Origin of the sequence: Kitasatospora sp. NPDC058184 (assembly GCF_042883725.1) — a bacterium.
Lineage (GTDB): Bacteria > Actinomycetota > Actinomycetes > Streptomycetales > Streptomycetaceae > Kitasatospora.
The window spans coordinates 73,963-99,529 of the sequence record NZ_JBHVVE010000030.1 but is presented as its reverse complement, the minus strand read 5'-3'; the positions used below and the strand labels follow the sequence as shown (position 1 = coordinate 99,529).

The following is a 25,567-nucleotide window of genomic DNA, read 5'->3' as shown; positions in this document are numbered from 1 at the left end:
GCACGAACCGGAAGTGGTGTTTCAGAGGATTGGCCACCGCGGGACCGTCCGCGCAGATGCGTGTCCGGTGCTCCCTGCCAGGCAGCTCGAAGAACTGTACGCGCTTCCACGCACCGATGCAAACGTCGTGCAAAGACGGCCGGCCGGACCCCGGGGAGAGGGGTCCGGCCGGTGGTGCCGTGCGGATCAGCTGTTGGTGGGGAAGCCCAGGTTGATGCCGCCGTGCGACGGGTCCAGCCAGCGCTGGGTCACGGCCTTGCCCCGGGTGAAGAACTGCACGCCGTCCGGGCCGTACGCGTGGGCGTCGCCGAACAGCGAGGCCTTCCAGCCGCCGAAGGAGTAGTAGGCGACCGGGACCGGGATCGGCACGTTGATGCCGACCATGCCGACCTCCACCTCGAACTGGAAGCGCCGGGCCGCGCCGCCGTCGTTGGTGAAGAGGGCGGTGCCGTTGCCGTACGGGTTGGCGTTGATCAGCGCCAGGCCCTCCTCGTACGAGTCGACGCGCACCACCGAGAGGACCGGGCCGAAGATCTCGTCGTTGTAGACGGACATGCCGGGCTTGACGTGGTCGAACAGCGTGGGGCCGAGCCAGAAGCCGTCGGCCGTCGGGGAGCCGTTCCGGTCCTCGGCGGTGACCGGGTGCTTGCGGCCGTCCACCGCGAGCTCGGCGCCGTCGGCGACCCCGGACTCCACATAGGAGGTGACCTTGTCCCGGTGCTGGCCGGTGACCAGCGGACCCATCTCGGACTCGCCGTTGCAGCCGGGGCCGACCTTCAGGGTGGCGATCCGCTGCTTGATCTTCTCGACCAGCTCGTCGCCGATCGGGTCGACCGCGACCAGCACGGACACCGCCATGCAGCGCTCGCCGGCCGCGCCGAAGCCCGCGTTGACGGCGGCGTCGGCGGCGAGGTCGAGGTCGGCGTCCGGCAGGACCAGCATGTGGTTCTTGGCGCCGCCCAGGGCCTGCACGCGCTTGCCATAGCGGGTGCCGGTCTCGTAGACGTAGCGGGCGATCGGGGTGGAGCCGACGAAGCTGACGGACTTGACGTCCGGGTGCTCCAGCAGGCGGTCGACGGCCACCTTGTCGCCGTGCACGACGTTGAAGACGCCGTCCGGCAGGCCGGCCTCCTTCCACAGCTCGGCGAGGAAGTTGGCGGCGGACGGGTCCTTCTCCGAGGGCTTCACCACGACGGTGTTGCCGGCCGCGATGGCGATCGGGAAGAACCACATCGGCACCATGGCCGGGAAGTTGAACGGCGAGATGATCGCGACCGGGCCGAGCGGCTGGCGGATCGAGTAGACGTCGACGCCGGTCGAGGCCTGCTCGGTGAAGCCGCCCTTGACCAGCTGCGGGATGCCGCAGGCGTACTCCACGACCTCCAGGCCGCGGGCGATCTCGCCGAGCGCGTCGGAGTGCACCTTGCCGTGCTCGGCCACGATGATCGAGGCCAGCTCGTCGCGGCGGGCGTTCAGCAGCTCGCGGAAGGCGAAGAGCACCGTCGTCCGCTTCGCGATCGAGGCGGTGCGCCACTCGGTGAAGGCCGAGGCGGCGGCGGCCACGGCCTGGTCGACCTCGGCGATCTCGGCGAAGTCGACCTGGCCGGCGACCTGGCCGGTGGCCGGGTCGAAGACCTCGCCGCGACGGGGGGCCGCACCGGCGGTGGCGACGGGCTTGCCGCCGATCCAGTGAATGATGTGCTTGCTCAAGGTCCGTCTGCCTCCGAAGTCCCGGGCGGCGTCCTGCCACCGGTCCGGTCTGGCGCCGCCCGCACGTGGGCCGGGCGACGGGAATCACGGGGCTACCGCGCTCGTCTCCCAGTCTGGTGGCCGCTCCGGCGCAGCTCAACGAACAGGCTGACGGGGATCGTGGATTCAGCCTTACAGGTCGTCCGGTCACTCGCCCGAACGTGTGAACCCACCACGAATGCCCCCAACGGCACGGGCACCCAAACACCGCGGGCACCCGCGGGACCGGGGCGTCAGGACTCCCCATCCTCCGGCTCCTCCAGGTACGGGTCGTGCAGCCCGTCCGCCGCCTCCCGGGTCTCCAGCAGGTCCAGCCGCAGGTCCTGCGCCCAGGCCAGCGCCCACCGCTTCAGCTCGGCCACCTCCCCGGCCGGCACGCCCCGGGCGCGGAACCGCCCGTCCGCCGCCTCGGCGAGCGCCTCCAGCCGTTCGGCCAGCGCCGCGGGCTGGAAGTCCGGGTCCAACTCGGCTGCCAGCGCGAGCAGTTCGCCCTCCCGGTAGCAGCGGGTGAGGGCGTGCACGTCGATCAGGTCGCGGGGCATGCCCCGGTCCACGAGCAGCACGGTGGTCAGCGCGGCCGCGTCCTCCAGGGCGACGGCCGGCAGCACCGCCGGGGGCTCCTCCGGTCCGGGCGCACCGAGGTCGAACCGGACCGGCCGGTGTCCCAGCGGTTCCTTGCGCAGTTCCACCGAGTGCGACCGCCCACCCAGCGCCAGCCGGACGGTGAGCTGTTCCAGCCGCGGTGTGCCCGGCCGCTCGACGGCCCCGCCGCCCGCCGCCCGGTACGCCTCGCCCAGCGCGGCGGCCACCTCCGGCAGGTCGGCGCCGCCGGTCGCCAGGGTCAGCCCGTCCTGCGGGCAGGCCGCGACGCCGTGGGCGCGCAGCGCGTGCCCTCCCGCCAGGGCGAGGCCGTACCGGTCGCAGACGGGTGCGGCCAGCGCGGCCAGGCGCAGCTGGGCGGGGCCCGGGCGGAGGGACGCGTCGACGGCGTGCGGGACGGTGGTCACGCCTCCAGTCTGACGCGACCGCCCGCTCCACGCGCCAGTTGCCGGGCGCCCGGAGCGCTACCGGGCGCCCCCGGGCACCTCCTCACGCCCCCGGGCCCCCGGTTCCGCACGAGACGGCGCGGCTCACCAGCCGCCGAGCCGGGCCGCCGCCTCGTGCAAGGCGAGCTCCAGCAGCACCGGGTCGGTGAGCCGCCCGGAGCCGTCCGGCGGGACCAGCCAGCGCACGCCCCGGCTGCGGCGCCCGGGGTGCGGGACGACGATCCAGGTGCCCTCCCCCGCACCGCGCACGCCGGTGCCGATCCAGCGGGCGGCGGTGCCGACGGGCACCAGGAAGCTGACCTGCCCGCCCCCGAAGTCGGTGAGGACCGGACCGCGGGTGCGCGGGTCCAGGACCTCCACGGCCGGGCGCCCGAGCCGTCCGGGGACGGAGAGGACGTCCCAACGCCGGCCGGCCGGCAGCAGCACCAAGCCCAGCCCGGTGCGCTCCCACTGGTCCCGGAAGGCCTCCGGGTCCGGTGCCGCCTGGGCGAGCCAGTGCAGTCCGGTGGTCTCCATGTCGTGTCCCCGCTTCTTGCCGTTCGTACTGTTCGGAGACGGCGGGAAGAGCGAGACCCGCCGTCACCAAGGAGAGGCGGACGGCGGGTCCCGATTACACGACTAGGGGCACCCGGCTACGGGCGTTCGTGGTTTCAACGGTTTCAACGGTTTCAGCCGTTTCGGCAGATCAGCGGTTCAGCATTTCAGCGTTCCAGTGGTTCAGCGTTTCAGCGGTTCAGCTGTCGAAGCCGAGCCCCAGCCGGTCGAGGGTGCGCAGCCAGAGGTTGCGGTGGCCGCCGTTGCGGTCCGCCCGCTCCAGCGACCGGGTGGTGAGCTCGATCCCGGCCCAGCGCACCGGCTCGGGCGGGAACGGCAGCGGCTTGCTGCGCACCATCTCCAGCGAGGTGCGCTCGGTGCGCTCGCCGGCCAGCAGGTCGAGCATCACCTCGGCGCCGAAGCGGGTCGCGCCGACGCCGAGCCCGGTGTAGCCGACCGCGTACGCGACCTTGCCCCGGTACCCGGTGTCGAAGAACGCCGAGAACCGGCTGCAGGTGTCGATCGCGCCGCCCCAGGCGTGGGTGAAGCGCAGGCCCTCCAGCTGCGGGAAGCAGCGGAAGAAGTGGTTGGCCAGGGTGCGGAAGGTCTCCGGCCGCTGGTCGTACTCGTGCCGGACCTGGCCGCCGAAGTGGTAGACCGCGTCGTAGCCGCCCCAGAGGACCCGGTTGTCGGCGGAGAGCCGGAAGTAGTGGAACTTGTTGGCGCTGTCGCCGAGGCCCTGGCGCCCGCGCCAGCCGATCGCGGCGAGCTGCTCCTCGCTGAGCGGCTCGGTCATCAGCGCGTAGTCGTACACCGGGACGACGTACGGGCGGACCCGCTTGAGCAGCGACGGGAACACGTTGGTGCCGAGCGCGACCTTGCGGGCGAAGACCCGGCCGTACGGGGTGCGGACGGCCATGCCGCTGCCGTGCTCCCGCAGGTCGGTGGCCCGGGTGTGCTCGAAGATCCGCACGCCCTGGCCCAGGCAGGCGTCCTTGAGGCCCCAGGCGAGCTTGGCGGGGTGGACCATCGCCACGCCCTCCTTGTCCCAGAGGCCGCCGAGGAAGGTCGGCGAGTCGACCTCGGCGCGCAGCTGGTCGGCGTCCAGGACGGTGATGTCGAAGCCGTACCGGGCGACCGCCTCGGCGATCTCGTGGAGCTCCTCGACCTGGTGGGGCTGGGTGGCGACGTCGATCTCGCCGGTGCGCTCCCACTCGGCGTCGATGCCGTAGCGCTTGAGGGTGGCCTCGATGCCGTCGAGGTTGGCGGCACCGAGGCGTTCCAGCTGGGCCAGTTCGGACGGCCAGCGGTCCAGGCCGTTGCCGAAGCCGTGGGTCAGGCTGGCCGCGCAGAACCCGCCGTTGCGCCCGGACGCGGCCCACCCGACCTCGTTGCCCTCGACCAGCACGACGTCCAGCGAGGGGTCGCGTTCCTTGGCGATGAGGGCGGTCCACAGGCCGGAGTAGCCGCCGCCGACGACCAGCAGGTCGCAGGTGGTGTCGCCGACCAGGGCGGGCAGTGCCGCCGGCCGGCCGGGATCCTCCAGCCAGAAGGGGGTGGGCCTGGCGTCACTGAGTGCGCGGGCGGAGTCCATGCATTATCAGCCACTTTCTACGAATAGGTGATGGTTGTACTGGCCACCGTCGTCGACCGTACGTCAGGCGGCGGCCTTCCGGCGGTTGCCCAGCCACTGGCCGACGACGGTCAGCAGGACGGCGGCGAGGAACATCGCGGTGCCGATGACGTTCACCTGCACCGGGATGCCGCGCTGCGAGGCGCCCCAGACGAACATCGGGAAGGTGACCGTGGTCGGCCCCGAGTTGAACTGGGTGATGATGAAGTCGTCGAAGGAGAGCGCGAAGCTGAGCAGCGCGCCCGCCGCGATGCCGGGCGCCGCCAGCGGCAGGGTGACCCTCAGGAAGGTCTGGACGGGGGTCGCGTAGAGGTCCTGGGCGGCCTGTTCGAGCCTCGGGTCCATGCTCATCACGCGCGCCTTGACCGCCGTCACCACGAAGCTGAGGCAGAACATGATGTGGGCGATGAGGATGGTGGTGAATCCGAACGGGATGCGCATGTTGAGGAAGAGCGTCCCGAGCGACGCGGCCATGACCACCTCGGGCATGGCCATCGGCAGGAAGATCATCGCGGTGGTGGCCGAGCGGCCGCGGAAGCGGTAGCGGGCCAGCGCGAAGGCGACCATGGTGCCGAGCACGGTGGCGCCGATGGTGGCGAGCACCGCGATCTGCAGGCTGAGCGAGAGCGACTGGCACATGTCGGCCACGCCGCAGGGGTTGGTCCAGGCGTCGGTGGAGAACTCGTTCCACTCGTAGTTGAACTTGCCCACCGGCTTGTTGAACGAGAAGGCGAGCACGACCAGGTTGGGCAGCACCAGGTAGGCGAGGGCCAGCAGGCCGGCCAGCACCACCAGGTGGGCGCGGATCCACTTGGAAATCCGGGACATCAGACCAGATCCTCCGTCCCGGCCTTGCGCATGTAGACCGTCACCATGCCCAGGATCAGGGCCATCAGGATGAAGCTCAGCGCGGCGGCCGTGGGGTAGTCGAGCACGTTCAGGAACTGCTTCTGGATGCCGTTGCCGACCATCTGCTCGCTCGGCGAGCCCAGCAGCTGGGCGTTGATGTAGTCGCCGGAGGCGGGGATGAAGGTCAGCAGGGTGCCCGCGACCACGCCCGGCAGCGAGATCGGGAAGGTGACCTTGCGGAAGGTGGTGAACGGCCGGGCGTAGAGGTCGCCGGCCGCCTCGTGCAGGCGCGGGTCGATCCGCTCCAGCGAGGTGTACAGCGGCAGGATCATGAACGGCAGGAAGTTGTAGGTCAGGCCGCAGACCACGGCGAGCGGCGTGGCCAGCACCCGGTCGCCGCTGGTCAGGCCGAGCAGGTTGGTGACGTCCAGGACGTGCAGCGCGTTCAGCGCGCCGACCACCGGGCCGCCGTCGGACAGGATGGTCTTCCAGGCCAGCGTGCGGATCAGGAAGCTGGTGAAGAACGGCGCGATGACCAGGATCAGGATGACGTTGCGCCAGCGCTTGCTCGCCTTGAAGGCGATCGTGTACGCGAGCGGGTAGCCGACGGCCAGGCAGAGCACGGTGGCGACGGCCGCGTAGGAGAACGAGCGCAGGAAGTGCCACCGGTACTCGACCAGGGCGTCCCAGTAGGTCGATATGTGCCAGGTGACCTTGAAGCCCTCTTCGAGCGAGCCGCTCTGCAGCGAGGTCGACGCCTGGTAGACCAGCGGGACGGCGAAGAAGACGACCAGCCAGGCGATGCCGGGAAGCAGCAGCCAGTACGGGGTGAGCTTGCGCCTGGGCTTCGGCGCCGGTCCCTCCAGCGGTATGACCTGGGGTGGCGCGGCCGGGGTGGTGGTGGTCATGCGGCCTCCTCCGCGGTGCCCGCGTCGATCGCCTGGGCGGCGTCCAGGGCGAAGGAGTGCGCCGGGTTCCAGTGCAGCTGGACGGCGGCGCCGGGGACGATCCGCGCGTCGCGCTCCATGTTCTGCTCGAAGACGGTGACCTCCTGGCCGCCGTCGGTACGCACCACGTACTGGGTGGAGACGCCGATGAAGCTGGAGTCGAGCACCGTGCCGGCCAGCCGGTTGCGGCCGTCGGCGACCTGCTCGGAGGCGTGGGTGATGGTGATCTTCTCCGGGCGCACGCCCAGGTGGACGCGCTTGGCGTCGGTGGCGCAGCGCGCCTTCGGCACCGCGAGGCGGGCGCCGGCCGCGCTGAGCAGCAGGTCGCCGCCCTCGGTGCCGGTGACCTCGGCGGGCAGCAGGTTGGACTGGCCGAGGAAGTTGGCCACGAAGGTGGTGGCGGGGTTCTCGTACAGGTCGGCGGGGGCGCCCAGCTGCTCGACCCGGCCGCCGTTCATCACCGCGATGGTGTCGGCCATGGTCATGGCCTCCTCCTGGTCGTGGGTGACGTGCACGAAGGTGATGCCGACCTCGGTCTGGATCCGCTTGAGCTCCAGCTGCATCTGGCGGCGGAGCTTGAGGTCTAGCGCGCCGAGCGGCTCGTCCAGGAGCAGCACCTGCGGGTGGTTGATCAGTGCGCGGGCGACCGCGACGCGCTGCTGCTGGCCGCCGGAGAGCTGGTGCGGCTTGCGCCGGGCGTACTGGCCGAGCTCGACCAGCTCCAGCATCTCCTCGACCTGCTTCCTGACGTCCTTCCTGCCGCGCCGGCGCAGGCCGAAGGCGACGTTCTCGAAGATGTCCAGGTGCGGGAAGAGCGCGTAGCTCTGGAAGACGGTGTTCACCGGCCGCTTGTACGGGGGCAGGGCGGTGACGTCCTGGCCGCCGATCAGGACGGTGCCGCTGGTGGGCTCCTCCAGGCCGGCGATCATGCGCAGGGTGGTGGTCTTGCCGCAGCCGGAGGCGCCGAGCAGGGCGAAGAACGAGCCCTGCGGGACGGTCAGGTCGAGCGGGTGGACGGCGGTGAAGGAGCCGTAGGTCTTGCCGATGCCGGTGAGCCGGACGTCGCCGCCGACGGCCGCGTCGCGCTGCTGGTCTGTCATGGGGTGGTGTCTTCCTGGGATTCTCTGCCGGGAGCGGGGGTCAGGCGCCGATGAGCTTGGAGAACTTCTGCTCGAAGTCGCTCTCCTCGCTCTCGGAGAGCGTGCGGAACACGTGCGCCCTGCCCGCCATCTCGGGGGTGGGTACGACCAGCGGGTTGGCCGCGGTGTCCGGGGCGATGCCGGCGAGCTCGTCCTTCATCCCGGTGACGGCGGAGACGAAGCCGATGCCCGCGACCAGCTGCGCCGCGATCTTCGGCTGATAGTAGAAGTCGATCAGCTTCTCCGCGTTCGCCTTGTGCTGGGCCCTGGCCGGGACCAGCATGTTGTCGGTCGAGGCGATGTAGCCCTTCTCCGGGATGACGAACTCGATGTCCGGGTTGTCGGCGCGCAGTTGGATCAGGTCGCCGCCCCAGGCGATGCAGGCCGCGATGTCGCCGGCGGAGAGCTCCTGGCCGTAGTCGTTGCCGGTGAAGCGGCGGATCTGCTTGCTGTCGATGGCCTTCTGGAGGCGGGCGACCGCGCCGTCGAAGTCGTCGGCGGTGAACCTCTCGGTGCTCCTGCCCTGGTCCAGCAGGACCATCCCGATGCTGTCGCGCATCTCGGAGAGGAAGGTGACCCGGCCCTTGAGGTCGGGGTCGTCCAGCAGCTGGGAGACGCTGGTGACCTCCTTCCCCCTGGTCGCCTTCCGGTTGTACGCGACGACGGTCTGGATGCCGGCCCACGGGTAGGAGTAGAGCCGCCCCGGGTCCCAGTCGGGGGCGCGGAAGCGCGACTCGATGGTGGTGATCGCGGTGGTGACGTTCGCCGGGTTGAGCTTCTGCACCCAGCCGAGCCGGATCAGCCGGGCGGCCATCCAGTCGGTGAGCACCATCAGGTCACGGCCGGTGTCCTGGCCGGAGGCGAGCTGCGGCTTGATCTTCCCGAAGAACTCGACGTTGTCGTTGACGTCCTCGTTGTACTTCACCTTGATCCCGGTGGCCTCGGTGAAGGCCTCCAGGGTGCCGTGCTTCTCCTTGTCCTTCTCGTCCGTGTCCACGTACAGCGGCCAGTTGGAGAAGGCGACCTCCTTCTGCGTCTCCGAGAGGTCCTTGGCGGCGTTCGCGGTCGAGTCGCCGGTCGCCCGGGGGGCCGCCGGGATCCCGCAGGCGGCCAGGGTGCCCGCTCCGGCGCTCAGCGCGGCGGCGCGCAGCAGGGTGCGGCGGCCGAGCGCGGCCCGGCCGCTGGTCAGACTGCGTTCCCAGGCCCTTCGGACCGGTTCGGGCAGACCGTCGGTGAGCTCGTTGAACGCCATGGAACGGGCCTCCTGGGGGAGATGGGGTGTGGGGGCACCCGCGTGGTCCGGGGGTTATCTGTCTCCGAAGACGGTGCGGTGCCAGTCCTTGCGGGCCACCGCGGTGGTGTCGAACATGACGTGCTTGACCTGGGTGTACTCGTCCAGCGAGTACTGGGACATGTCCTTGCCGTAGCCGGACGCCTTGTAGCCGCCGTGCGGCATCTCGCTGATGATCGGGATGTGGTCGTTGACCCAGACGCAGCCGGCCGCGATCTCCCGGGTGGCGCGCAGCGAGCGGTGCACGTTGCTCGTCCAGGCGGAGGCGGCCAGCCCGTACGGGGTGTCGTTGGCCAGCCGCAGGCCCTCGTCGTCGCCGTCGAAGGGCAGCACCACCAGCACCGGGCCGAAGATCTCGCCCTGCACGACCTCGCTGTCCTGGGCCGCGCCGGTGATCAGGGTCGGCCGGTAGTACGCGCCCCGAGTGAGGTCGGTGCCGTCGTGGCCCTTCTCCGGGGCCCGGCCGCCGGTGACCACGGTGGCGTACGAGCGGGCGCGCTCCACGAAGCCGGCCACCCGGTCCCGGTGGGCGTACGAGACCAGCGGGCCGAGGTCGGTGCGCGGGTTCAGCGGGTCGCCGATCCGGATCGCCGCGTACAGCTCGGCCACCCCGGCCACGAAGGCGTCGTACAGCGGGCGCTGGACGTAGGCGCGGGTGGCGGCGGTGCAGTCCTGGCCGCCGTTGATCAGCGAGGCCGCGACCGCTCCGTGCACCGCGGCGTCCAGGTCGGCGTCGTCGAAGACCACGAACGGGGCCTTGCCGCCGAGCTCCAGGTGGGTGCGCTTGACGCCCGCGGTGGCGATCTCGGCGACCCGCTTGCCGACGCCGGTGGAGCCGGTGAAGGAGACCATCGCGACGTCCGGGTGCCCGACCAGGTGCTCGCCCGCGGTGCGCCCGGCGCCGGTGACCACGTTGACCACGCCGTCCGGGATGTCGGCGGCGGTGCAGGCCCGGGCGAACATCAGCGAGGTCAGCGGGGTCAGCTCGGCCGGCTTGAGCACGATGGTGTTGCCCGCGGCGATCGCCGGGAGGATCTTCCAGGCGGCCATCTGCAGCGGGTAGTTCCACGGCGAGATCGAGCCGACCACGCCGACCGCCTCGCGCCGCACGTACGAGGTGTGGTCACCGGAGTACTCGCCGGCCGCCTTGCCCTCCAGGTTGCGGGCGGCGCCGGCGAAGAAGGCGGCGTTGTCGACGGTGCCGGGCACGTCGAACTCGGTGGCCAGCTTGACCGGCTTGCCGGTCTGCGCGGTCTCCACCCGGGCCAGGTCGTCGGCCGCCCCGGCCAGCACGGCGGCCAGCCGGGTGAGCGCCTCGGAGCGCGCACCGGGGGTGGCCGAGGACCAGCCGGGCAGGGCCGCCCGGGCGGCGGCGACGGCGGTGTCCACGTCCCCGGCGGTGGCCAGCGCGACCTGCTCGACCACGCTGCCGTCGGCGGGGTTGACGACCTGGAAGGGCTCGCCGCTCCCCCTGGTCTGGCGTCCCGCGATGTACTGCGCGCCCGGGCCGAAGTCGGTCAGGTCCATCTGGTTCCTCCAAGTGCCGTGGTTCGACCGCTGCGGGGTCACGCGTCCGCGGTGGGGGTCTGCGGTCCCGCTGACCTTGCCTGCTGCGGGGTTGGGGTGACAAGGGTCACTTCGACAACCTCGGCACGAAGGGCCTTACAGGGTGCAAGGGTGCGGGCAGGGCAACAGGTCGTCGGGGGGATGGATGATTTACCTGACACCCTGACTGCACGCCCCTGACCGCACACCCCGACCGCGTCACCCTGACCGCGTCACCCGAAACCAGAACGCCCGGAGCCCCGGCTCCGCTCTCCACAGCCCCGGAGGCCCGCGATGCTCCCCACCGTCGCCCGAGTCCTCGACCTCGACGTGATGCGGCGCGGCCTGCCCCAGGTGGTGGCCGGCGCCGACCACCTGGAGCGGCCGGTCCGCTGGGTCCACGTCAGCGAACTGCCCGACGTCGCCGGGATGCTCCGCGGCGGCGAACTGGTGCTGACCACCGGCATCGCCCTGCCCGAGGACCGCGAGGGCCTGGCCCGCTACGTGCGCGAGCTGGACGAGGTCGGGGTGGCCGGCCTGGTCGTCGAGTTCGGGCGGCGCTACTTCGACTCGCTCCCCCGCGCCCTGGTCAACGCCGCCGAGCAGCGCGGACTGCCGCTGATCACGCTCCGCCGCGAGCTGCGCTTCGTCGCCGTCACCGAGGCCGTGCACGCCCTGGTGGTCAACTCCCAGCTGGAGCAGCTGCGGATCTCCGAGTCGGTCCACCAGGTCTTCAACGAGCTGGTGGTGGAGGGCGCCGAGCCGCCCGAGGTGATCCGCCAGGTGTCCCGGATGGCCGGCGCCCCGGTCGTCCTGGAGAACCTGGCCCACCAGGTGCTCGCCCACGACGCCGCCGGACGCCCGGAGGCCGAGGTGCTGGAGGACTGGGAGCGCCGCTCGCGCGGCGTCCGTCCGGCCGGACGCACCGGCCACGACCCGCGCAGCGGCTGGCTGGTCACCACCGTCGGAGCCCGCGGCCAGGACTGGGGCCGGCTGGTGCTGGTGCAGGAGCCCGGCCCGCTGCCCGAGGGCGAGGCCCACCCGCACACCATGCTGCTGGAGCGCGGCGCCTCCGCGCTGGCGCTCAACCGGCTGGTGGTGCGCGACCGGGAGAGCCTGGAGCGGCAGACCCACCGCACCCTGCTGTCCGGCATCCTCACCCACGCGCTGACCGTCTCCGAGGCGGCGCTGCGCGCCCAGGCCCTCGGCATCCCGCTGGAGGGCCGCCGGCTGGTCGGCGTGGTGCTGCGGCAGCGGCGCGGCCCGATCCCGGCCGCGCTGGAGGCGCAGGCCCGGCTGCGCGACTTCACCGAGCTGGCCGCCGGCGCCGTCCGGGCCTGCCGGCTGACCGCCCTGGTCGGCGCGCTGGACGACGAGGCCGTCGGGCTGCTGATCACGCTCGGCACCCAGCAGGACGAGCACGCCTCGCTGGACGCCCTCTCCGCCGCGCTGCGCCGGATGTCCGCCGAGGCCGGACGGGAGGGCGGCGACCCGGCGGGCCCGGTGGTCGCGGTCGGCTCCTCGGTCGGCTCGGTGCGCGACGCCCGGCGCACCCTGCTGGAGGCCACCCAGGTCGCCGACGCCGCCCTGCACGACGCGCCCGGCGGCCGCAGCTCCTCCTACTACCGCCTGCCGGACGTCCGGCTGCGCGGCCTGCTCCACCTGCTGCGCGACGACGCCCGGCTGCAGACGTACGTGGAGCGGGAGTTGGGCCCGCTGCTGGCCCACGACGCCGAGCACAACGGCCAGTTGGTGCAGATGCTGCGGATCTACCTGGAGCAGGGCCGGAACAAGTCGGCCGCCGCGGACGCCGCGCACCTGTCCCGGCCGTCCTTCTACGACCGGCTGCACAAGGTCGAGCGGATCCTCGGCGTCGACCTCGACCAGGTGGAGTCCTGCCTCTCCCTGCACGTGGCGCTGCTCGCCCTGGACGCCGTCCGGCGGTAGCGGTCACACCCCGGTGATGCGCCCCCAGACCTTGTGCAGCTCGGGCCGCTCGGCCGAGGTGACGTCGCGCATGGTGTGCAGCCGGGCGCGCATCCCGTCGGTCGGGAACACCAGCGGGTTCTCGGCGAGTTCGGCCTTCTCCTTGTCGCCGCTGGCCGCCAGCACCTCGCGGGCGGCCGGCACCGGGCAGATGTACTGGACGAACGCGGCGAGTTCGGCGGCCACCTCGGGCTGGTAGTAGTAGTCGATCAGCAGCTCGGCGTTGCGCTTGTGGGCGGCCCGGTTGGGGATCATCAGGCTCTCCGCCCACAGCTCGCCGCCCTCCTCCGGCACCACGAACTCGATGTCCGGGTTCTCGGCGGTGAGCTGGACGGCGTCGCCGGAGTAGGCCTGGCAGGCGAGCGCCGCACCGGAGGCGAGGTCGCTGGTGTAGTCGTTGCCGGTGAAGCGCCGGACGTGGCCGCTGTCCACCGTCTTCTGCACCAGGTCCATCGCCCGGCGCGCGTCGTCGTCGGTGAACTTCGCGATGTCCGCGCCCTGGGAGAGCATCAGCAGCCCGAGCGCCTCGTCCAGCCCGGCGAACAGCGTGACCCGGCCCTTGAGGTCGGGCGCCCACAGGTCGGCGGTGGACCTGATCTCCCGGCCGAGCGCCTTGCGGTTGTAGGCGATGCCGGTGATCCCGGACTGCCACGGCACGCTGCGCCGGCGCCCGGGGTCGAAGGCCGGGTCGGCCAGCTGCGGGTCCAGGTTGGCCGTGACGTTGGGCAGGTTGGCCCGGTCCATGGCCTGCACCCAGCCCAGCGAGACGTACCGCCCGGCCATCCAGTCGCTGATCACCATCAGGTCCCGGCCGGGGGCGGCGCCCTGGGTGAACACCGGGCTGATCTTGCCGAAGAACTCGTCGTTGTCGTTGATGTCCTCGGTGTAGCCGACCGCGATCCCGGTCTTCTCGCTGAAGGCGTCCAGGGTGGGGCGCCCGCCCGCGTCGTCGGTGTCGATGTACTGCGTCCAGTTGGAGAAGACGAGCCGCTTGTCGCCCTCCGAACGGTCCGGCGCCGAGCGGCGGTCCTCGGCCACGTACGCGGCCGGGATGCCGCAACCGGTCAGCACGCCGGCGCCGAGCAGCGCGGCCCCGCCGAGCACGGAACGCCGGCGGACGGGGCTGGAGGCGGGAGGACGGCGGGTCAGGGTGGAGCTGCTGGGCATGAGCGGCCTTCCGGAGCGTGGGACGGCCCCGGGCACGCGGGTGCTCGGGGCCGTCCTGGTTGGTACGTCAGACAGTGTGCGCGTCGGTGAGCGACAGCACCTCGTCCAGGACCGCGAGGCCGGTCTTGGCCTCCTCCTCGGTGACGGTGCACGGCGGGACGACGTGGAAGCGGTTCATGTTGACGAACGGCCAGAGCCCGCGCTGCTTGCAGGCCGCAGCCAGCTCACCCATCGGCGCGTTGGCGGCGCCGGCCGCGTTGTAGGGCACCAGCGGCTCGCGGGTCTCCCGGCTCTTCACCAGGTCGAGCGCCCAGAACACGCCGAGGCCGCGGACCTCGCCGATCGACGGGTGCCGCTCGGCCAGCTCGCGCAGGCCGGGGCCGAGCACCGTCTCGCCGATGTGCTTGGCGTTCTCGACGATGCCCTCCTCCGCCATGGTGGTGATGGTCGCCACCGCGGAGGCGCAGGCCAGCGGGTGGCCGGAGTAGGTGAGCCCGCCGGGGAAGGGCCGCTCGGCGAAGGTGGCCGCGATCTCGGCGCTGATCGCCACGCCGCCCAGCGGCACGTAGCCCGAGTTGACGCCCTTGGCGAAGGTGAGCAGGTCCGGGGTGACGCCCCAGTGGTCGGCGGCGAACCACTCGCCGGTGCGGCCGAAGCCGGCCATCACCTCGTCCAGGATGAACACGATCCCGTAGCGGTCGCAGATCTCCCGCACCCCGGCCAGGTAGCCGGCCGGCGGGACCAGGATGCCCGCGGTGCCGACCACGGTCTCCAGGATGATCGCCGCGACGGTGCCGGGCCCCTCAAACGCGATCACCTGCTCCAGGTGCTCCAGCGCGCGCTCGCACTCCTGCGCCTCGTTCTCGGCGTGGAAGTTGGAGCGGTAGGCGTACGGCCCCCAGAAGTGCACCACGCCGGAGACGCCGCTCTCGTTGGGCCAGCGCCGCGGGTCGCCGGTGAGGGCGATCGCGTTGGCGGTGGCGCCGTGGTACGAGCGGTAGGTGGACAGCACCTTCTGCCGGCCGGTGTGCAGCCGGGCCAGCCGGATGGCGTTCTCGTTGGCCTCGGCGCCACCGTTGGTGAAGAAGATCTTGTCCAGGTCGCCGGGGGTGCGCTCGGCGATCAGCCGGGCGGCCTCGCTGCGCGCCTCGACCGCGAAGCCGGGGGCGATGGTGCAGAGCTTCGCCGCCTGCTCCTGGATCGCGGCGACCACCTTCGGGTGCTGGTGGCCGATGTTGGTGTTGACCAGCTGCGAGGAGAAGTCGAGGTAGCGGTTGCCGTCGTAGTCCCAGAAGTACGAGCCCTCGGCGCCGGCCACCGCGAGGGGGTCGATCAGCGCCTGGGCGGACCACGAGTGGAAGACGTGCGCGCGGTCGACGGCCTTGACGGCCTGGCCGGCGGCTGAGTCAGCGGTGGGAATGCTCATGCCGGTAAGGCTAGGGCGGGCCCGTCCCCGAAGGGCAGTTCCATCGTGTCAGCCGGTCGCGCCAACCGTCGACAGGGTGCAAAGACACAGGGCCCGGGTCGAGAAGACCCGGGCCCATGGTCGGTTCAGCCGGTGATCAATTGATCAGATCGCGGTCATGACGTGCTTCACCCGGGTGTAGTCCTCGAAGCCGTACGCCGACAGGTCCTTGCCGTAGCCGGACTTCTTGAAGCCGCCGTGCGGCATCTCGGCGACCAGCGGGATGTGGGTGTTGATCCAGACGCAGCCGAAGTCCAGGCGGCGCGACATCCGCATGGCGCGGGCGTGGTCCTTGGTCCACACCGAGGAGGCCAGCGCGAACTCGACGCCGTTGGCGTACTCGACGGCCTGGTCCTCGTCGGTGAACTTCTGCACGGTGATGACCGGGCCGAAGACCTCGTTCTGGATGATCTCGTCGTCCTGGTTCAGGCCGGAGACGACGGTCGGGGCGTAGAAGTACCCCTTGTCGCCGACCCGGTGGCCACCGGCCTCGACCTTGGCGTGGGCGGGCAGCCGCTCGATGAAGCCGGAGACCTGCTTCAGCTGGTTGGCGTTGTTCAGCGGGCCGTACAGCACGTCCTCGTCGTCCACGCCGCCGGTCTTGGTCTCGGCCGCGGCCTTGGCCAGCGCCTCGACGAAGGCGTCGTGGATCGACTCGTGGACCAGCACGCGGGTGGCGGCCGTACAGTCCTGGCCGGCGTTGAAGTAGCCCGCCACCGAGATGCCCTCGACGGCCTCGGCGATGTCGGCGTCCTCGAAGACCACGACCGGGGCCTTGCCGCCCAGCTCCAGGTGGACGCGCTTGACGTCCTTGGAGGCGGACTCGGCGACCGAGATGCCGGCGCGCACCGAGCCGGTGATGGAGGCCATCGCCGGGGTCTTGTGCTCGACCATCAGCTTGCCGGTCTCGCGGTCGCCGCAGATGACGTTGAAGACGCCGGCCGGCAGCTCCAGCTCCTTGAGCACGCCGCCGATGATCTCGGCCAGCAGCACGGTGGAGGCCGGGGTGGTGTCGGAGGGCTTCAGCACGACGGCGTTGCCCGCGGCGATGGCCGGGGCGAACTTCCAGACGGCCATCATCATCGGGTAGTTCCACGGCGCGACCTGGGCGCAGACGCCGACCGGCTCGCGGCGGATGATCGAGGTCATCCCGTCCATGTACTCACCGGCGGCCTTGCCCTCCAGCATGCGGGCCGCACCGGCGAAGAACCGGATCTGGTCCACCATCGGGCCGATCTCCTCGGAGAGGGTCAGCGCGCGGGGCTTGCCGGTGTTGCGCACCTCGGTGTCGACGATCTCGTCGGCGCGGGCCTCGACCGCGTCGGCGATCTTGAGCAGCAGCTTCTGCCGGGTGCTCGGGGTGGAGTCGCGCCAGATCGGGAACGCGGCGGCGGCCGAGGCCATGGCGGCGTCCACGTCAGCGGCACCGGACAGCGGCGACGTCGCGTAGACCTCGCCGGTGGTCGGGTCGACGATGTCGAGCGTGCGGCCGTCGACCGCGTCGACGAACTCACCGTTGATGTAGTTGCGCAGCGTGCGAAGGTCGCTCACGGATCTCTCCTCGGTCTGGGCCTGCGGCGTTGCAGATTCCGGCGCCATGGTACGTCGGCGGGTCCGGCGTACGAAGGGTCCCGAGTGGCCGCACCCGGAGCGGCGCGGTCCACTGGTGGCGGTACGCGCACCGGCCCTCGGGGGCGCGCGCGTACGGTGCCAGGGTAGCCGCACGACTGCTGGTATCGACAGGCGGAGTGCGCTCTGGCAATGAAATCCGCATACGTTTTCCAAGATCACGACGAAATCAGCAGCTTCCACGCTTGCGAACGCGCGAACGATCAGGCACAGTGGCCGCGTGGCCAACCGCGACCGGAACGCCAGCGTTCCCCTCGACGCCGCCTCCAAGGCGATCATCGAGCAGCTCCAGGAGGACGGGCGACGCCCGTACGCCGCCATCGGCAAGGCCGTCGGCCTGTCCGAGGCGGCCGTGCGGCAGCGCGTCCAGAAGCTGCTCGACCAGGGCGTGATGCAGATCGTCGCCGTCACGGACCCGCTCACCGTCGGCTTCACCCGCCAGGCGATGGTCGGCATCCGGGTCGAGGGCGACATCGAACCCGTCGCCGACGCGTTGGCCGCCCTCGACGAGGTCGACTACGTCGTCTGCACCGCAGGCTCGTTCGACCTCCTGGCCGAACTGGTCTGCGAGGACGACGAGCACCTGCTCGAAATGATCAACAAGCGCATCCGCGCGCTTCCCGGCGTGCGGAGCACCGAGAGCTTCGTTTACCTGAAGCTCCGGAAACAGACCTACACCTGGGGCACCCGATGACAGCCGACCCGGCGCAGAAGGACCTTTCCAAGACCGCCTACGACCACCTGTGGATGCACTTCACCCGCATGTCGTCGTACGAGAACTCCCCCGTGCCGACGATCGTCAAGGGCGAGGGCACCTACGTCTGGGACGACAAGGGACGCAAGTACCTCGACGGCCTCGCCGGCCTGTTCGTCGTCCAGGCCGGCCACGGCCGTGAGGAGCTCGCCGAGGCCGCCGCCAAGCAGGCCAAGGAGCTCGCCTTCTTCCCGGTGTGGAGCTACGCCCACCCGAAGGCCGTCGAGCTGGCCGAGCGCCTGGCCAACTACGCCCCGGGCGACCTGAACAAGGTCTTCTTCTCCACCGGTGGCGGCGAGGCCGTCGAGACCGCCTGGAAGCTCGCCAAGCAGTACTTCAAGCTGACCGGCAAGCCGACCAAGTACAAGGTCATCTCGCGCGCCGTCGCCTACCACGGCACCCCGCAGGGCGCCCTGTCGATCACCGGCCTGCCGGGCCTGAAGGCCCCGTTCGAGCCGCTGGTCCCGGGCACCCACAAGGCGCCCAACACCAACATCTACCGCGCCCCGGCCTTCCTCGAGGGCCCCGACGGCACGGTCGACCCCGAGGCCTACGGCCGCTGGTGCGCCGACGAGATCGAGGTGGCCATCCTCAACGAGGGCGCCGAGACCGTCGCCGCCGTCTTCGTCGAGCCGGTGCAGAACGCCGGTGGCTGCTTCCCGCCGCCGCCCGGGTACTTCCAGCGCCTGCGCGAGATCTGCGACCGCCACGACGTGCTGCTGGTCTCGGACGAGGTCATCTGCGCCTTCGGCCGCCTGGGCACCATGTTCGGCGCCGACAAGTTCGGCTACCAGCCCGACATGATCACCTGCGCCAAGGGCATGACCTCGGGCTACTCCCCGATCGGCGCCACGATCATCTCGGACCGCCTCGCCGAGCCGTTCTACAAGGGTGACAACACCTTCCTGCACGGCTACACCTTCGGTGGCCACCCGGTCTCCTCCGCGGTGGCGCTGGCCAACCTCGACATCTTCGAGCGCGAGGGCCTGAACCAGCACGTGCTCGACAACGAGTCGGCGTTCCTGGGCACCCTGGACAAGCTGCGCGACCTGCCGATCGTCGGCGACGTCCGCGGCAACGGGTACTTCTACGGCATCGAGCTCGTGAAGGACAAGGTCACCAAGGAGTCCTTCAACGACGAGGAGGTCGAGCGCGTCCTCTACGGCTTCCTGTCGAAGGCCCTCTTCGACAACGGCCTGTACTGCCGCGCCGACGACCGTGGCGACCCGGTCATCCAGCTGGCCCCGCCGCTGATCTCCGACCAGTCGACCTTCGACGAGATCGAGCAGATCCTGCGGACCAGCCTCACCGACGCGTGGGCGAAGATCTGATCCCCTGAGCCTTCTTCCCCACCCTCCGCCGAAGGGCGGCCCCGCTCCCCGCGGGGCCGCCCTTCGGCGTCCCCGGTCCGCTCAACATCACAGTCGTACGACCAAACATGCCTGAATGCGGGTGATTTGCCCGTGATGGACCAGTGCGCCGCAACCGCGACCCGGCCCCCTCGTTCTAATCTGACGACTGTCATATCCCTGCGGCCACCCAGGATGGATCCTCATGTCAGCGGCACCGCCTGACAACGACGTGCTGTGGGCCCGAGGGATCGTCAAGTCCCATGACGGCACCCCCGCCCTGCGCGGCATCTCGATCGGCGTCCGCGAGGGCGAGGTGCTCGCCGTCACCGGCCCGCGCGGCTCCGGCAAGAGCACCCTGCTCGGCTGCCTCTCCGCGCAGCTCCCGGTCGACGAGGGCGAGGTCTGGTTCAACAGCGCCCCCGTGCACACCCTCGCCCGGGCCGGCCGCGAACGGCTGCGCCGCGACCGCTTCGGCTTCGTCGGCTCGGAGCCCCACCTGGTGCCCGAACTGACCGCCCGGGAGAACGTCGCCCTGCCGCTGCTGCTCGCCGGGGCCGGCAACAAGGCCGCCTACACCGCCGCCGACGAGTGGCTGGAACGCCTCGACGTCGGCGACTGCGCCCGGCTGCGCCCCGAGCGGCTGGTCCAGAGCCGGCGCCAGCGGGTCGCCGTCGCCCGCGCCCTGGCCCCGCTGCCGCCCGTGGTCTTCGCCGACGACCCCACCGCCCCGCTGCACCGCGAGGCCGCCGACCAGGTCATGCGGATACTGACCAGCGCGGCCCGGTCCCACCAGCTCACCCTCGTCCTGGCCACCCACGACGCCGAACTCGTCCGGTTCGCGGACCGCGCCGTCGCCCTCGTCGACGGACGGCTCACCGCCCCCGTCGCCCCCGTCCCCCGCGGCACCACCGCCCCCGGGGCCAACGGGGCACCCGCCGTCACGGCCACCCGCCGCTGACGGCGCCGGGCCGCCGAACGCCGAGCCACCGAACGCCGCCGAGCCGCTGAAAGAGTCGACGTGTTCTATTTCCGTCTGGCCCGGGGCTACCGGGTGCCCGACCTCGGCCGCTGGCTGCTCACCGCGCTGGCCGCCGCCGTGGTCGCCGCCTTCCTGCTGCGCTCCCTCGGCCGGGCGATGAGCGACCCGGCCGGCGGCGCCGGCCCGCTGGCCCGGCTGCTCTGGTGCCTGCCCCCGCTCGCCGCCGTCGCCTGGTTCGCGGCCGTCGCCGCCCGCGCGGTGCCCGCCCGGCGGCCCGAGCGGATCGCCGGCCTCACCGCCGCCGGGGCCGGCTCCCACCGGATCCGGACGCTGATCGCCGGCGAGGTCGCGCTCGCCTCCACCCTCGGCAGCGTGCTGACCCTGCTGGCCTTCCTGGTGCTGCGCAACGACGTCGCCGGGCCCGGGCTCGCCCCCGACCTCGGCATGGGCGTGCCGCTGCCGGCCGCCGCACCGGTCGCCCTGCTCGCCCTGGTCCCGCTCACCGCCGGCACCGCCGCCGCCTGCGCGGTGCCCGTCACCGAGACCCTGCCCGGCGGCCGCACCCAGGCCCCGACCGGCTTCGGCGTCTGGCGGATCGCCCTGGCGACCGGACTGGGCGTCATCGGCGCCGCGCTCGAACTCATCGCCCTGCGCCCCGGCGCCGCCGCCGACGGCCGCCCCATCCACCTGCCCGCCGGGCTCGGCAGCACCAGCACCGCCGCCCTCGGCGGCTGGGCCGCCAGCGCGCTCGGCCTCGCCCTGCTCACCGGCCCGCTGCTGGGCTGGGCCGGGCGGCTGCTCGCCGTCGGACGGCCCACCCCGCTGCGGCTGCTGGCCGGGCGCGGGCTCACCGCCCAGGCCCGGCGGCTCGGCGCACCGCTGGCCGTGCTCACCCTCGCCGTCGCGCTGGTGCTCACCACCGTCCGCTACTGGATCGGCACGCCCGACAGCGCCGACGCGCTGCCCGCGGTCGAGGCCTGCCTGGTGCTCGGCTGCGCGGCCGCCGCGGTGGTCACCCGGCTCGCCGAGGTCCGCACCGACCGCCGGGAGGTCACCGACGCGCTGCTGCGCCTCGGCACCTCTCCCCGGCTGCTGTTCGGCGCGGTCGCGCTGCGCACCCTCGCGGTGGGCAGCACACTGCTGCTGACCGGCGGGGCGACCGCCGCACTGGCGGCCGCCGGCCTGCGCTGACCAGCGCCACGCGCCTGGCGCCTGTCCTAGCCCGCCGCGGCGAGCTGGCCGCAGGCGCCGTCGATCTCCTGGCCGCGGGTGTCGCGGACGGTCGTCGGCACGCCGTGCGACTGGAGGCGGCGGACGAACTCGCGCTCGTCCTCGGGCCGGGAGGCCGTCCACTTGGAACCCGGGGTCGGGTTCAGCGGGATCAGGTTGACGTGCACCCGGTGGTTCTTGATTAGCCGGCCGAGCAGGTCGGCCCGCCAGGCCTGGTCGTTGATGTCCTTGATCAGCGCGTACTCGATGGAGATCCGGCGGCCGGACTTCTCCGCGTAGTTCCAGGCCGCGTCCAGCACCTCGGCGACCTTCCACCGGGTGTTCACCGGGACCAGCTCGTCGCGCAGCTCGTCGTCCGGGGCGTGCAGCGACAGCGCCAGACGGCAGCTGAGGCCCTCGTCGGCGAACCGGTTCATCGCCGGGACGAGGCCGACGGTGGAGACCGTGATGCCGCGCTGGGACAGGCCGAAGCCGTCCGGGGCCGGGTCGGTCAGCCGGCGGATCGCGGCCAGCACCCGGTTGTAGTTGGCCAGCGGCTCGCCCATGCCCATGAAGACCACGTTGGACAGCCGCGCCTCGCCGCCGGGGATCTCCCCCGCCTTGAGCGCGCGCATCCCGGAGGCGATCTGCTCGACGATCTCGCCGGTGGACAGGTTGCGGGTCAGACCGGCCTGGCCGGTGGCGCAGAACGGGCAGTTCATGCCGCAGCCGGCCTGCGAGCTGATGCACATGGTGACCCGGTCCGGGTAGCGCATCAGCACGGACTCCACGAGCGTGCCGTCGAACAGCTTCCAGAGCGTCTTGCGGGTGGCGTCGTCGTCGCAGGAGACGTGCCGGACCACCGACATCAGCTCGGGCAGCAGGCTCCCGGTGAGCTTCTCCCGGCTGGCGGCGGGGATGTCCGTCCAGCTCGCCGGGTCGTTCGACATCCGGCCGAAGTAGTGGTTGGAGAGCTGCTTGGCGCGGAACGGCTGCTCGCCCAGCTCGGCGACGGCCTCCTTGCGCTCGGCGGGGCTCAGGTCGGCGAGGTGTCGCGGGGGCTTGGCGCCGCGCGGCGCGACAAAGGTGAGTTCTCCGGGCTTAGGCATGGTTGTTCCAGTGTCGCAGACGCGCGAGGGCCCCGGACGCCAGGCGTCCGGGGCCCTCACCTCGTACGTCCCGCCCGGGCGGGTCAGCTGCCGACGAAGGCCGCCAGCAGCAGCCAGACCACCGGGGCGGTCGGCAGGAGCGAGTCCAGCCGGTCCATGATGCCGCCGTGGCCGGGCAGCAGCGTGCCCATGTCCTTGATCCCGAGGTCGCGCTTGATCATCGACTCGCCCAGGTCGCCCAGGGTCGCGGTGACCGCCGCGCAGCCGCCCAGGATCAGGCCCTGCCACCAGCTGCCGCCGTCGATGATCAGCTCCATCAGCAGCGCGCCCGCCAGCATCGACAGGCCGATGCCGCCGGCCAGGCCCTCGCGGGTCTTGCCCGGGCTGATCGTCGGGGCCAGCTTGGTCTTCCCGAACTTGTAGCCCACCGCGTAGGCGCCGGTGTCGCTGCAGATCGTCACGATCAGGAAGAGCACGATCCGCTGGGGGCCGTCGTCGGCCGCCAGCATCATCGCCACGAAGGTGGCCAGGAACGGCACGTAGAAGGCCGTGAACACGCCTGCCGTTATGTCCCGCAGGTAGTCCTCCGGCGGCTCGGCCATCCGCCAGACCATCACCGCCAGCCCGGTCAGCGCGAGCGAGGCGGCGGCCCACTGGATGCCGGACCAGTAGCCGGTGGCGACCATCGCGATGCCGCCCACGACCAGCGGGACCAGCGGCGCCTTGATCTGCTTGCGCTCGGCGAGCCGGCTGGTCAGCTCCCAGACGCCGACCGCGACCGCGGCCATCACGACGACCAGGAACAGCGCCTTCACCACGAACAGCGAGGCGATGATCACCGCACCGAGGCCGACGCCCACGCCTATGGCGGCCTGGAGGTTACGGCCGCCGCGCTGCTTGCGCGGCTGCGGCTGCGGAGCGGGCTGGGCGGCCACGGGTGTCTCCTGCCCTGGGAGGGACGACGGCACGAAGCGGGGCTGCCCGGCCGCCAGGTGGTTCGCCGGCGGCGCGGGATGCACCGGTGCCCCCGGGTGCGGCGGGGTGCCGTGACCGGGGGCGGGGGCGGCGTCGTCGGATATCGCGCGCAGCACGACCGTCTCCGTGACGCCCGGCGGCGCCGGCTCGGGCTGTTCGTCCCGGAACAGCGGGCCGCTCAGCCGACCGGCCCCCCGGGCCTGCCCCTCGGCAGGGTCGGCCGGACCGCCGGTGGCGGCCCGCCCGTGGGCCGCGGGCCGGCCGCGGCCGGCCGACCGACCGTGGTCGGGCGTGCCGGGCGGCGGGCCGGGCTCGGCCGGTACGGGAGGCATGACCTGAGTCTCCTCCGCGTCGCCGCCCCAGTACACCGGAGGCTGCTGCGGCTGATCCGAACGGAGGCCCGGCGTGCCCGGGGGCACGGCGTGGCCGCCCGGGTGACCGGGATGCCCCGGGGCCGGCGCCGCAGGCCGCGCGCCGTACCCCGACGCCGGGTGGGCCGGGACAGGGGCGGCCTGCGGGTGCGGCGCCGGGCGGTAGGGCTGGAACTGCTGGTCGGACGGGCCCCAGTAGCCGGGGGCGTCAGGGGCGTCGTTCATCAGACCTCGAGCAGCTCGGCTTCCTTGTGCTTCAGCAGCTCGTCGACCTGGGCCACGTACTTGGCCGTGGTGTCGTCGAGCTCCTTCTCGCCGCGGCGGCCGTCGTCCTCGCCGACCTCGCCGTCCTTCACCAGCTTGTCGATCGCGTCCTTGGCCTTGCGGCGCACGGCGCGGATCGAGACCTTGGCGTCCTCGCCCTTGGTGCGGGCGATCTTGATGAACTCCCGGCGGCGCTCCTCGGTCAGCTCGGGCAGCACCACGCGGATGATCGAGCCGTCGTTGGACGGGTTGACGCCCAGGTCGGAGTCGCGGATCGCCTGCTCGATGGCCTTCAGCGCGGTCTTGTCGAACGGCGAGACGACCGCCATCCGCGGCTCCGGCACCGAGAAGGAGGCCAGCTGGTTGATCGGCGTCACGGCGCCGTAGTACTCCGCGACGATCTTGGCGAACATCGCCGGGTGCGCGCGGCCGGTGCGGATGGCCGCGAGGTCGTCCTTGGCGACGCTGACGGCCTTCTCCATCTTCTCCTCGGCCTCGAGGAGGGTCTCTTCGATCACTGTGGTCTCCCTGTCCGGTTCATCTGCTGTTGTCCCGACCGGTGTCGGCGCGGCGGCCGGTCACGGCGCCGACGCCGTCCCGTACGGCTGGTTGCTGCTCAGGCCCGGACAGAATCCTGGCTGATGAGTGTGCCGATCTTCTCACTCTTCACCGCACGCGCGATATTGCCCTCCGCCAGCAGCTCGAAGACCAGCATCGGCAGGTTGTTGTCCTTGCACAGCGTGATCGCGGTGAGGTCGGCGACCTTGAGGTCGCGCGCGATGACCTCGGAGTACTCCAGCGCGTCGAACTTGACCGCGTCCGGGTTGGTCCGCGGGTCGGAGTCGTAGACGCCGTCCACGCCGTTCTTGCCCATCAGCAGGACGTCGGCGTGGATCTCCAGGGCGCGCTGGACGGCCGTGGTGTCGGTGGAGAAGTACGGCATGCCCATACCGGCGCCGAAGATCACCACGCGGCCCTTCTCCAGGTGCCGGACGGCCCGCAGCGGCAGGTACGGCTCGGCGACCTGGCCCATGGTGATGGCGGTCTGGACCCGGGTCTCGATGCCTTCCTTGACCAGGAAGTCCTGCAGCGCCAGGCAGTTCATGACGGTGCCGAGCATGCCCATGTAGTCGGAGCGGGCCCGGTCCATGCCGCGGACCTGGAGCTCGGCGCCCCGGAAGAAGTTGCCGCCGCCGATGACCACCGCGACCTCGGTACCGGCACGGACGACGGTGGCGATCTCCCGGGCGATCGCGTGCACGACGTCCGGGTCGACGCCGAGCCCGCCACCACCGGCGAAGGCTTCACCGGACAGCTTGAGCAGCACCCGGCGGCGCGAGCCGGCCTTGGGGTCCTGCGCGGTCTCCTGCGTCTCCTGCATGGACTTCTCCTTTTTGCACCTACTGGTCACAGACGCGGGTGTGCGGATGCCCGGCCTGCGCGTACACGCGAGGAGGCCACTGCCGCGGGAACCGGTTCGGTGTCCTGCACGGCAATGGCCTCCTCGTCGTTCATGGTGCCGACGCGAGCCCGCCCGTTGGCGGTAGGCGCGGGGTGAGCCCGTTCGGCGTTCC

At 71.9% G+C, this 25,567-nt stretch carries 21 protein-coding genes; 5 read left to right on the top strand and 16 right to left on the bottom strand.

Features of this window, described 5'->3' with window-relative positions; all coding sequences use genetic code 11:
- Positions 1–186: 186 nt before the first annotated feature.
- From ACFVXH_RS36960 to ACFVXH_RS36920, 9 genes are all read right to left on the bottom strand, one after another.
- Complete coding sequence (locus ACFVXH_RS36960; RefSeq protein WP_049660358.1) at positions 187–1,710, bottom strand: CoA-acylating methylmalonate-semialdehyde dehydrogenase; 1,524 nt, start codon at positions 1,708–1,710, stop codon at positions 187–189.
- Between the two features lie 272 nt (positions 1,711–1,982).
- Positions 1,983–2,756, bottom strand: a complete 774-nt coding sequence (locus ACFVXH_RS36955) for a nucleotidyl transferase AbiEii/AbiGii toxin family protein (protein WP_387830513.1) — start codon at positions 2,754–2,756, stop codon at positions 1,983–1,985.
- Between the two features lie 123 nt (positions 2,757–2,879).
- Positions 2,880–3,311 (bottom strand): hypothetical protein, encoded by a 432-nt coding sequence (locus tag ACFVXH_RS36950; protein ID WP_375877702.1) that lies wholly within the window; start codon positions 3,309–3,311, stop codon positions 2,880–2,882.
- Positions 3,312–3,528: 217 nt separating this feature from the next.
- Entirely contained in the window at positions 3,529–4,923 is a 1,395-nt protein-coding gene (locus tag ACFVXH_RS36945; protein ID WP_387830511.1) for an NAD(P)/FAD-dependent oxidoreductase, read from the bottom strand.
- Between the two features lie 63 nt (positions 4,924–4,986).
- Entirely contained in the window at positions 4,987–5,790 is an 804-nt protein-coding gene (locus tag ACFVXH_RS36940; protein ID WP_074001532.1) for an ABC transporter permease, read from the bottom strand.
- Positions 5,790–6,719 carry an ABC transporter permease gene (locus ACFVXH_RS36935; RefSeq protein WP_049651905.1) on the bottom strand — a complete coding sequence of 310 codons (930 nt, stop codon included), beginning with the start codon at positions 6,717–6,719 and terminating at the stop codon, positions 5,790–5,792. Before ACFVXH_RS36935 ends, ACFVXH_RS36940 begins: the two co-directional genes overlap by 1 nt.
- Positions 6,716–7,858: an ABC transporter ATP-binding protein gene (locus ACFVXH_RS36930; protein ID WP_074001531.1), complete on the bottom strand. Its 1,143-nt coding sequence runs from the start codon at positions 7,856–7,858 to the stop codon at positions 6,716–6,718. Before ACFVXH_RS36930 ends, ACFVXH_RS36935 begins: the two co-directional genes overlap by 4 nt.
- Before the next feature lie 40 nt (positions 7,859–7,898).
- A complete protein-coding gene (locus ACFVXH_RS36925; RefSeq protein WP_387830508.1) occupies positions 7,899–9,149 on the bottom strand; it encodes an extracellular solute-binding protein in 1,251 nt (416 codons plus the stop codon).
- A 54-nt stretch (positions 9,150–9,203) separates the two neighbouring features.
- Positions 9,204–10,715: a gamma-aminobutyraldehyde dehydrogenase gene (locus ACFVXH_RS36920; protein ID WP_380741077.1), complete on the bottom strand. Its 1,512-nt coding sequence runs from the start codon at positions 10,713–10,715 to the stop codon at positions 9,204–9,206.
- 312 nt (positions 10,716–11,027) lie between these two features.
- On the opposite strand from ACFVXH_RS36920, the gene ACFVXH_RS36915 reads away from it, so the two are divergent.
- Positions 11,028–12,680: a PucR family transcriptional regulator ligand-binding domain-containing protein gene (locus ACFVXH_RS36915; protein ID WP_074001528.1), complete on the top strand. Its 1,653-nt coding sequence runs from the start codon at positions 11,028–11,030 to the stop codon at positions 12,678–12,680.
- Between the two features lie 3 nt (positions 12,681–12,683).
- On the opposite strand, the gene ACFVXH_RS36910 is transcribed toward ACFVXH_RS36915, so the two are convergent.
- The 3 genes from ACFVXH_RS36910 to ACFVXH_RS36900 all read right to left on the bottom strand — a co-directional run bounded on the left by ACFVXH_RS36910 (position 12,684) and on the right by ACFVXH_RS36900 (position 16,950).
- Positions 12,684–13,886: a spermidine/putrescine ABC transporter substrate-binding protein gene (locus ACFVXH_RS36910; protein WP_387830505.1), complete on the bottom strand. Its 1,203-nt coding sequence runs from the start codon at positions 13,884–13,886 to the stop codon at positions 12,684–12,686.
- Positions 13,887–13,953: 67 nt separating this feature from the next.
- On the bottom strand, positions 13,954–15,312 hold the full coding sequence (locus tag ACFVXH_RS36905) for an aspartate aminotransferase family protein (RefSeq protein ID WP_049651899.1): 1,359 nt from the start codon (positions 15,310–15,312) through the stop codon (positions 13,954–13,956).
- A 144-nt stretch (positions 15,313–15,456) separates the two neighbouring features.
- On the bottom strand, positions 15,457–16,950 hold the full coding sequence (locus ACFVXH_RS36900) for a gamma-aminobutyraldehyde dehydrogenase (protein ID WP_049651898.1): 1,494 nt from the start codon (positions 16,948–16,950) through the stop codon (positions 15,457–15,459).
- Between the two features lie 250 nt (positions 16,951–17,200).
- On the opposite strand from ACFVXH_RS36900, the gene ACFVXH_RS36895 reads away from it, so the two are divergent.
- The 4 genes from ACFVXH_RS36895 (at position 17,201) to ACFVXH_RS36880 (ending at position 21,256) form a co-directional block, all read left to right on the top strand.
- Positions 17,201–17,674: an Lrp/AsnC family transcriptional regulator gene (locus ACFVXH_RS36895; RefSeq protein WP_030306695.1), complete on the top strand. Its 474-nt coding sequence runs from the start codon at positions 17,201–17,203 to the stop codon at positions 17,672–17,674.
- Positions 17,671–19,065, top strand: a complete 1,395-nt coding sequence (locus ACFVXH_RS36890; RefSeq protein WP_049651897.1) for an aspartate aminotransferase family protein — start codon at positions 17,671–17,673, stop codon at positions 19,063–19,065. Before ACFVXH_RS36895 ends, ACFVXH_RS36890 begins: the two co-directional genes overlap by 4 nt.
- Before the next feature lie 223 nt (positions 19,066–19,288).
- Entirely contained in the window at positions 19,289–20,044 is a 756-nt protein-coding gene (locus ACFVXH_RS36885) for an ABC transporter ATP-binding protein (protein ID WP_049651896.1), read from the top strand.
- Positions 20,045–20,104: 60 nt separating this feature from the next.
- Positions 20,105–21,256, top strand: a complete 1,152-nt coding sequence (locus tag ACFVXH_RS36880; RefSeq protein ID WP_380741074.1) for a hypothetical protein — start codon at positions 20,105–20,107, stop codon at positions 21,254–21,256.
- 26 nt (positions 21,257–21,282) lie between these two features.
- Here ACFVXH_RS36880 and rlmN read toward each other — a convergent pair whose 3' ends face one another.
- The 4 genes from rlmN to pyrH form a co-directional block, all read right to left on the bottom strand.
- A complete protein-coding gene (rlmN, locus tag ACFVXH_RS36875) occupies positions 21,283–22,383 on the bottom strand; it encodes a 23S rRNA (adenine(2503)-C(2))-methyltransferase RlmN (protein WP_074001525.1) in 1,101 nt (366 codons plus the stop codon).
- Positions 22,384–22,466: 83 nt separating this feature from the next.
- Positions 22,467–23,690 (bottom strand): phosphatidate cytidylyltransferase, encoded by a 1,224-nt coding sequence (locus tag ACFVXH_RS36870; RefSeq protein WP_387830502.1) that lies wholly within the window; start codon positions 23,688–23,690, stop codon positions 22,467–22,469.
- Between the two features lie 263 nt (positions 23,691–23,953).
- Positions 23,954–24,511: a ribosome recycling factor gene (gene frr / locus ACFVXH_RS36865; protein ID WP_049657639.1), complete on the bottom strand. Its 558-nt coding sequence runs from the start codon at positions 24,509–24,511 to the stop codon at positions 23,954–23,956.
- Positions 24,512–24,609: 98 nt separating this feature from the next.
- Complete coding sequence (gene pyrH, locus ACFVXH_RS36860) at positions 24,610–25,374, bottom strand: UMP kinase (protein WP_030056790.1); 765 nt, start codon at positions 25,372–25,374, stop codon at positions 24,610–24,612.
- Between the last annotated feature and the right edge of the window lie 193 nt (positions 25,375–25,567).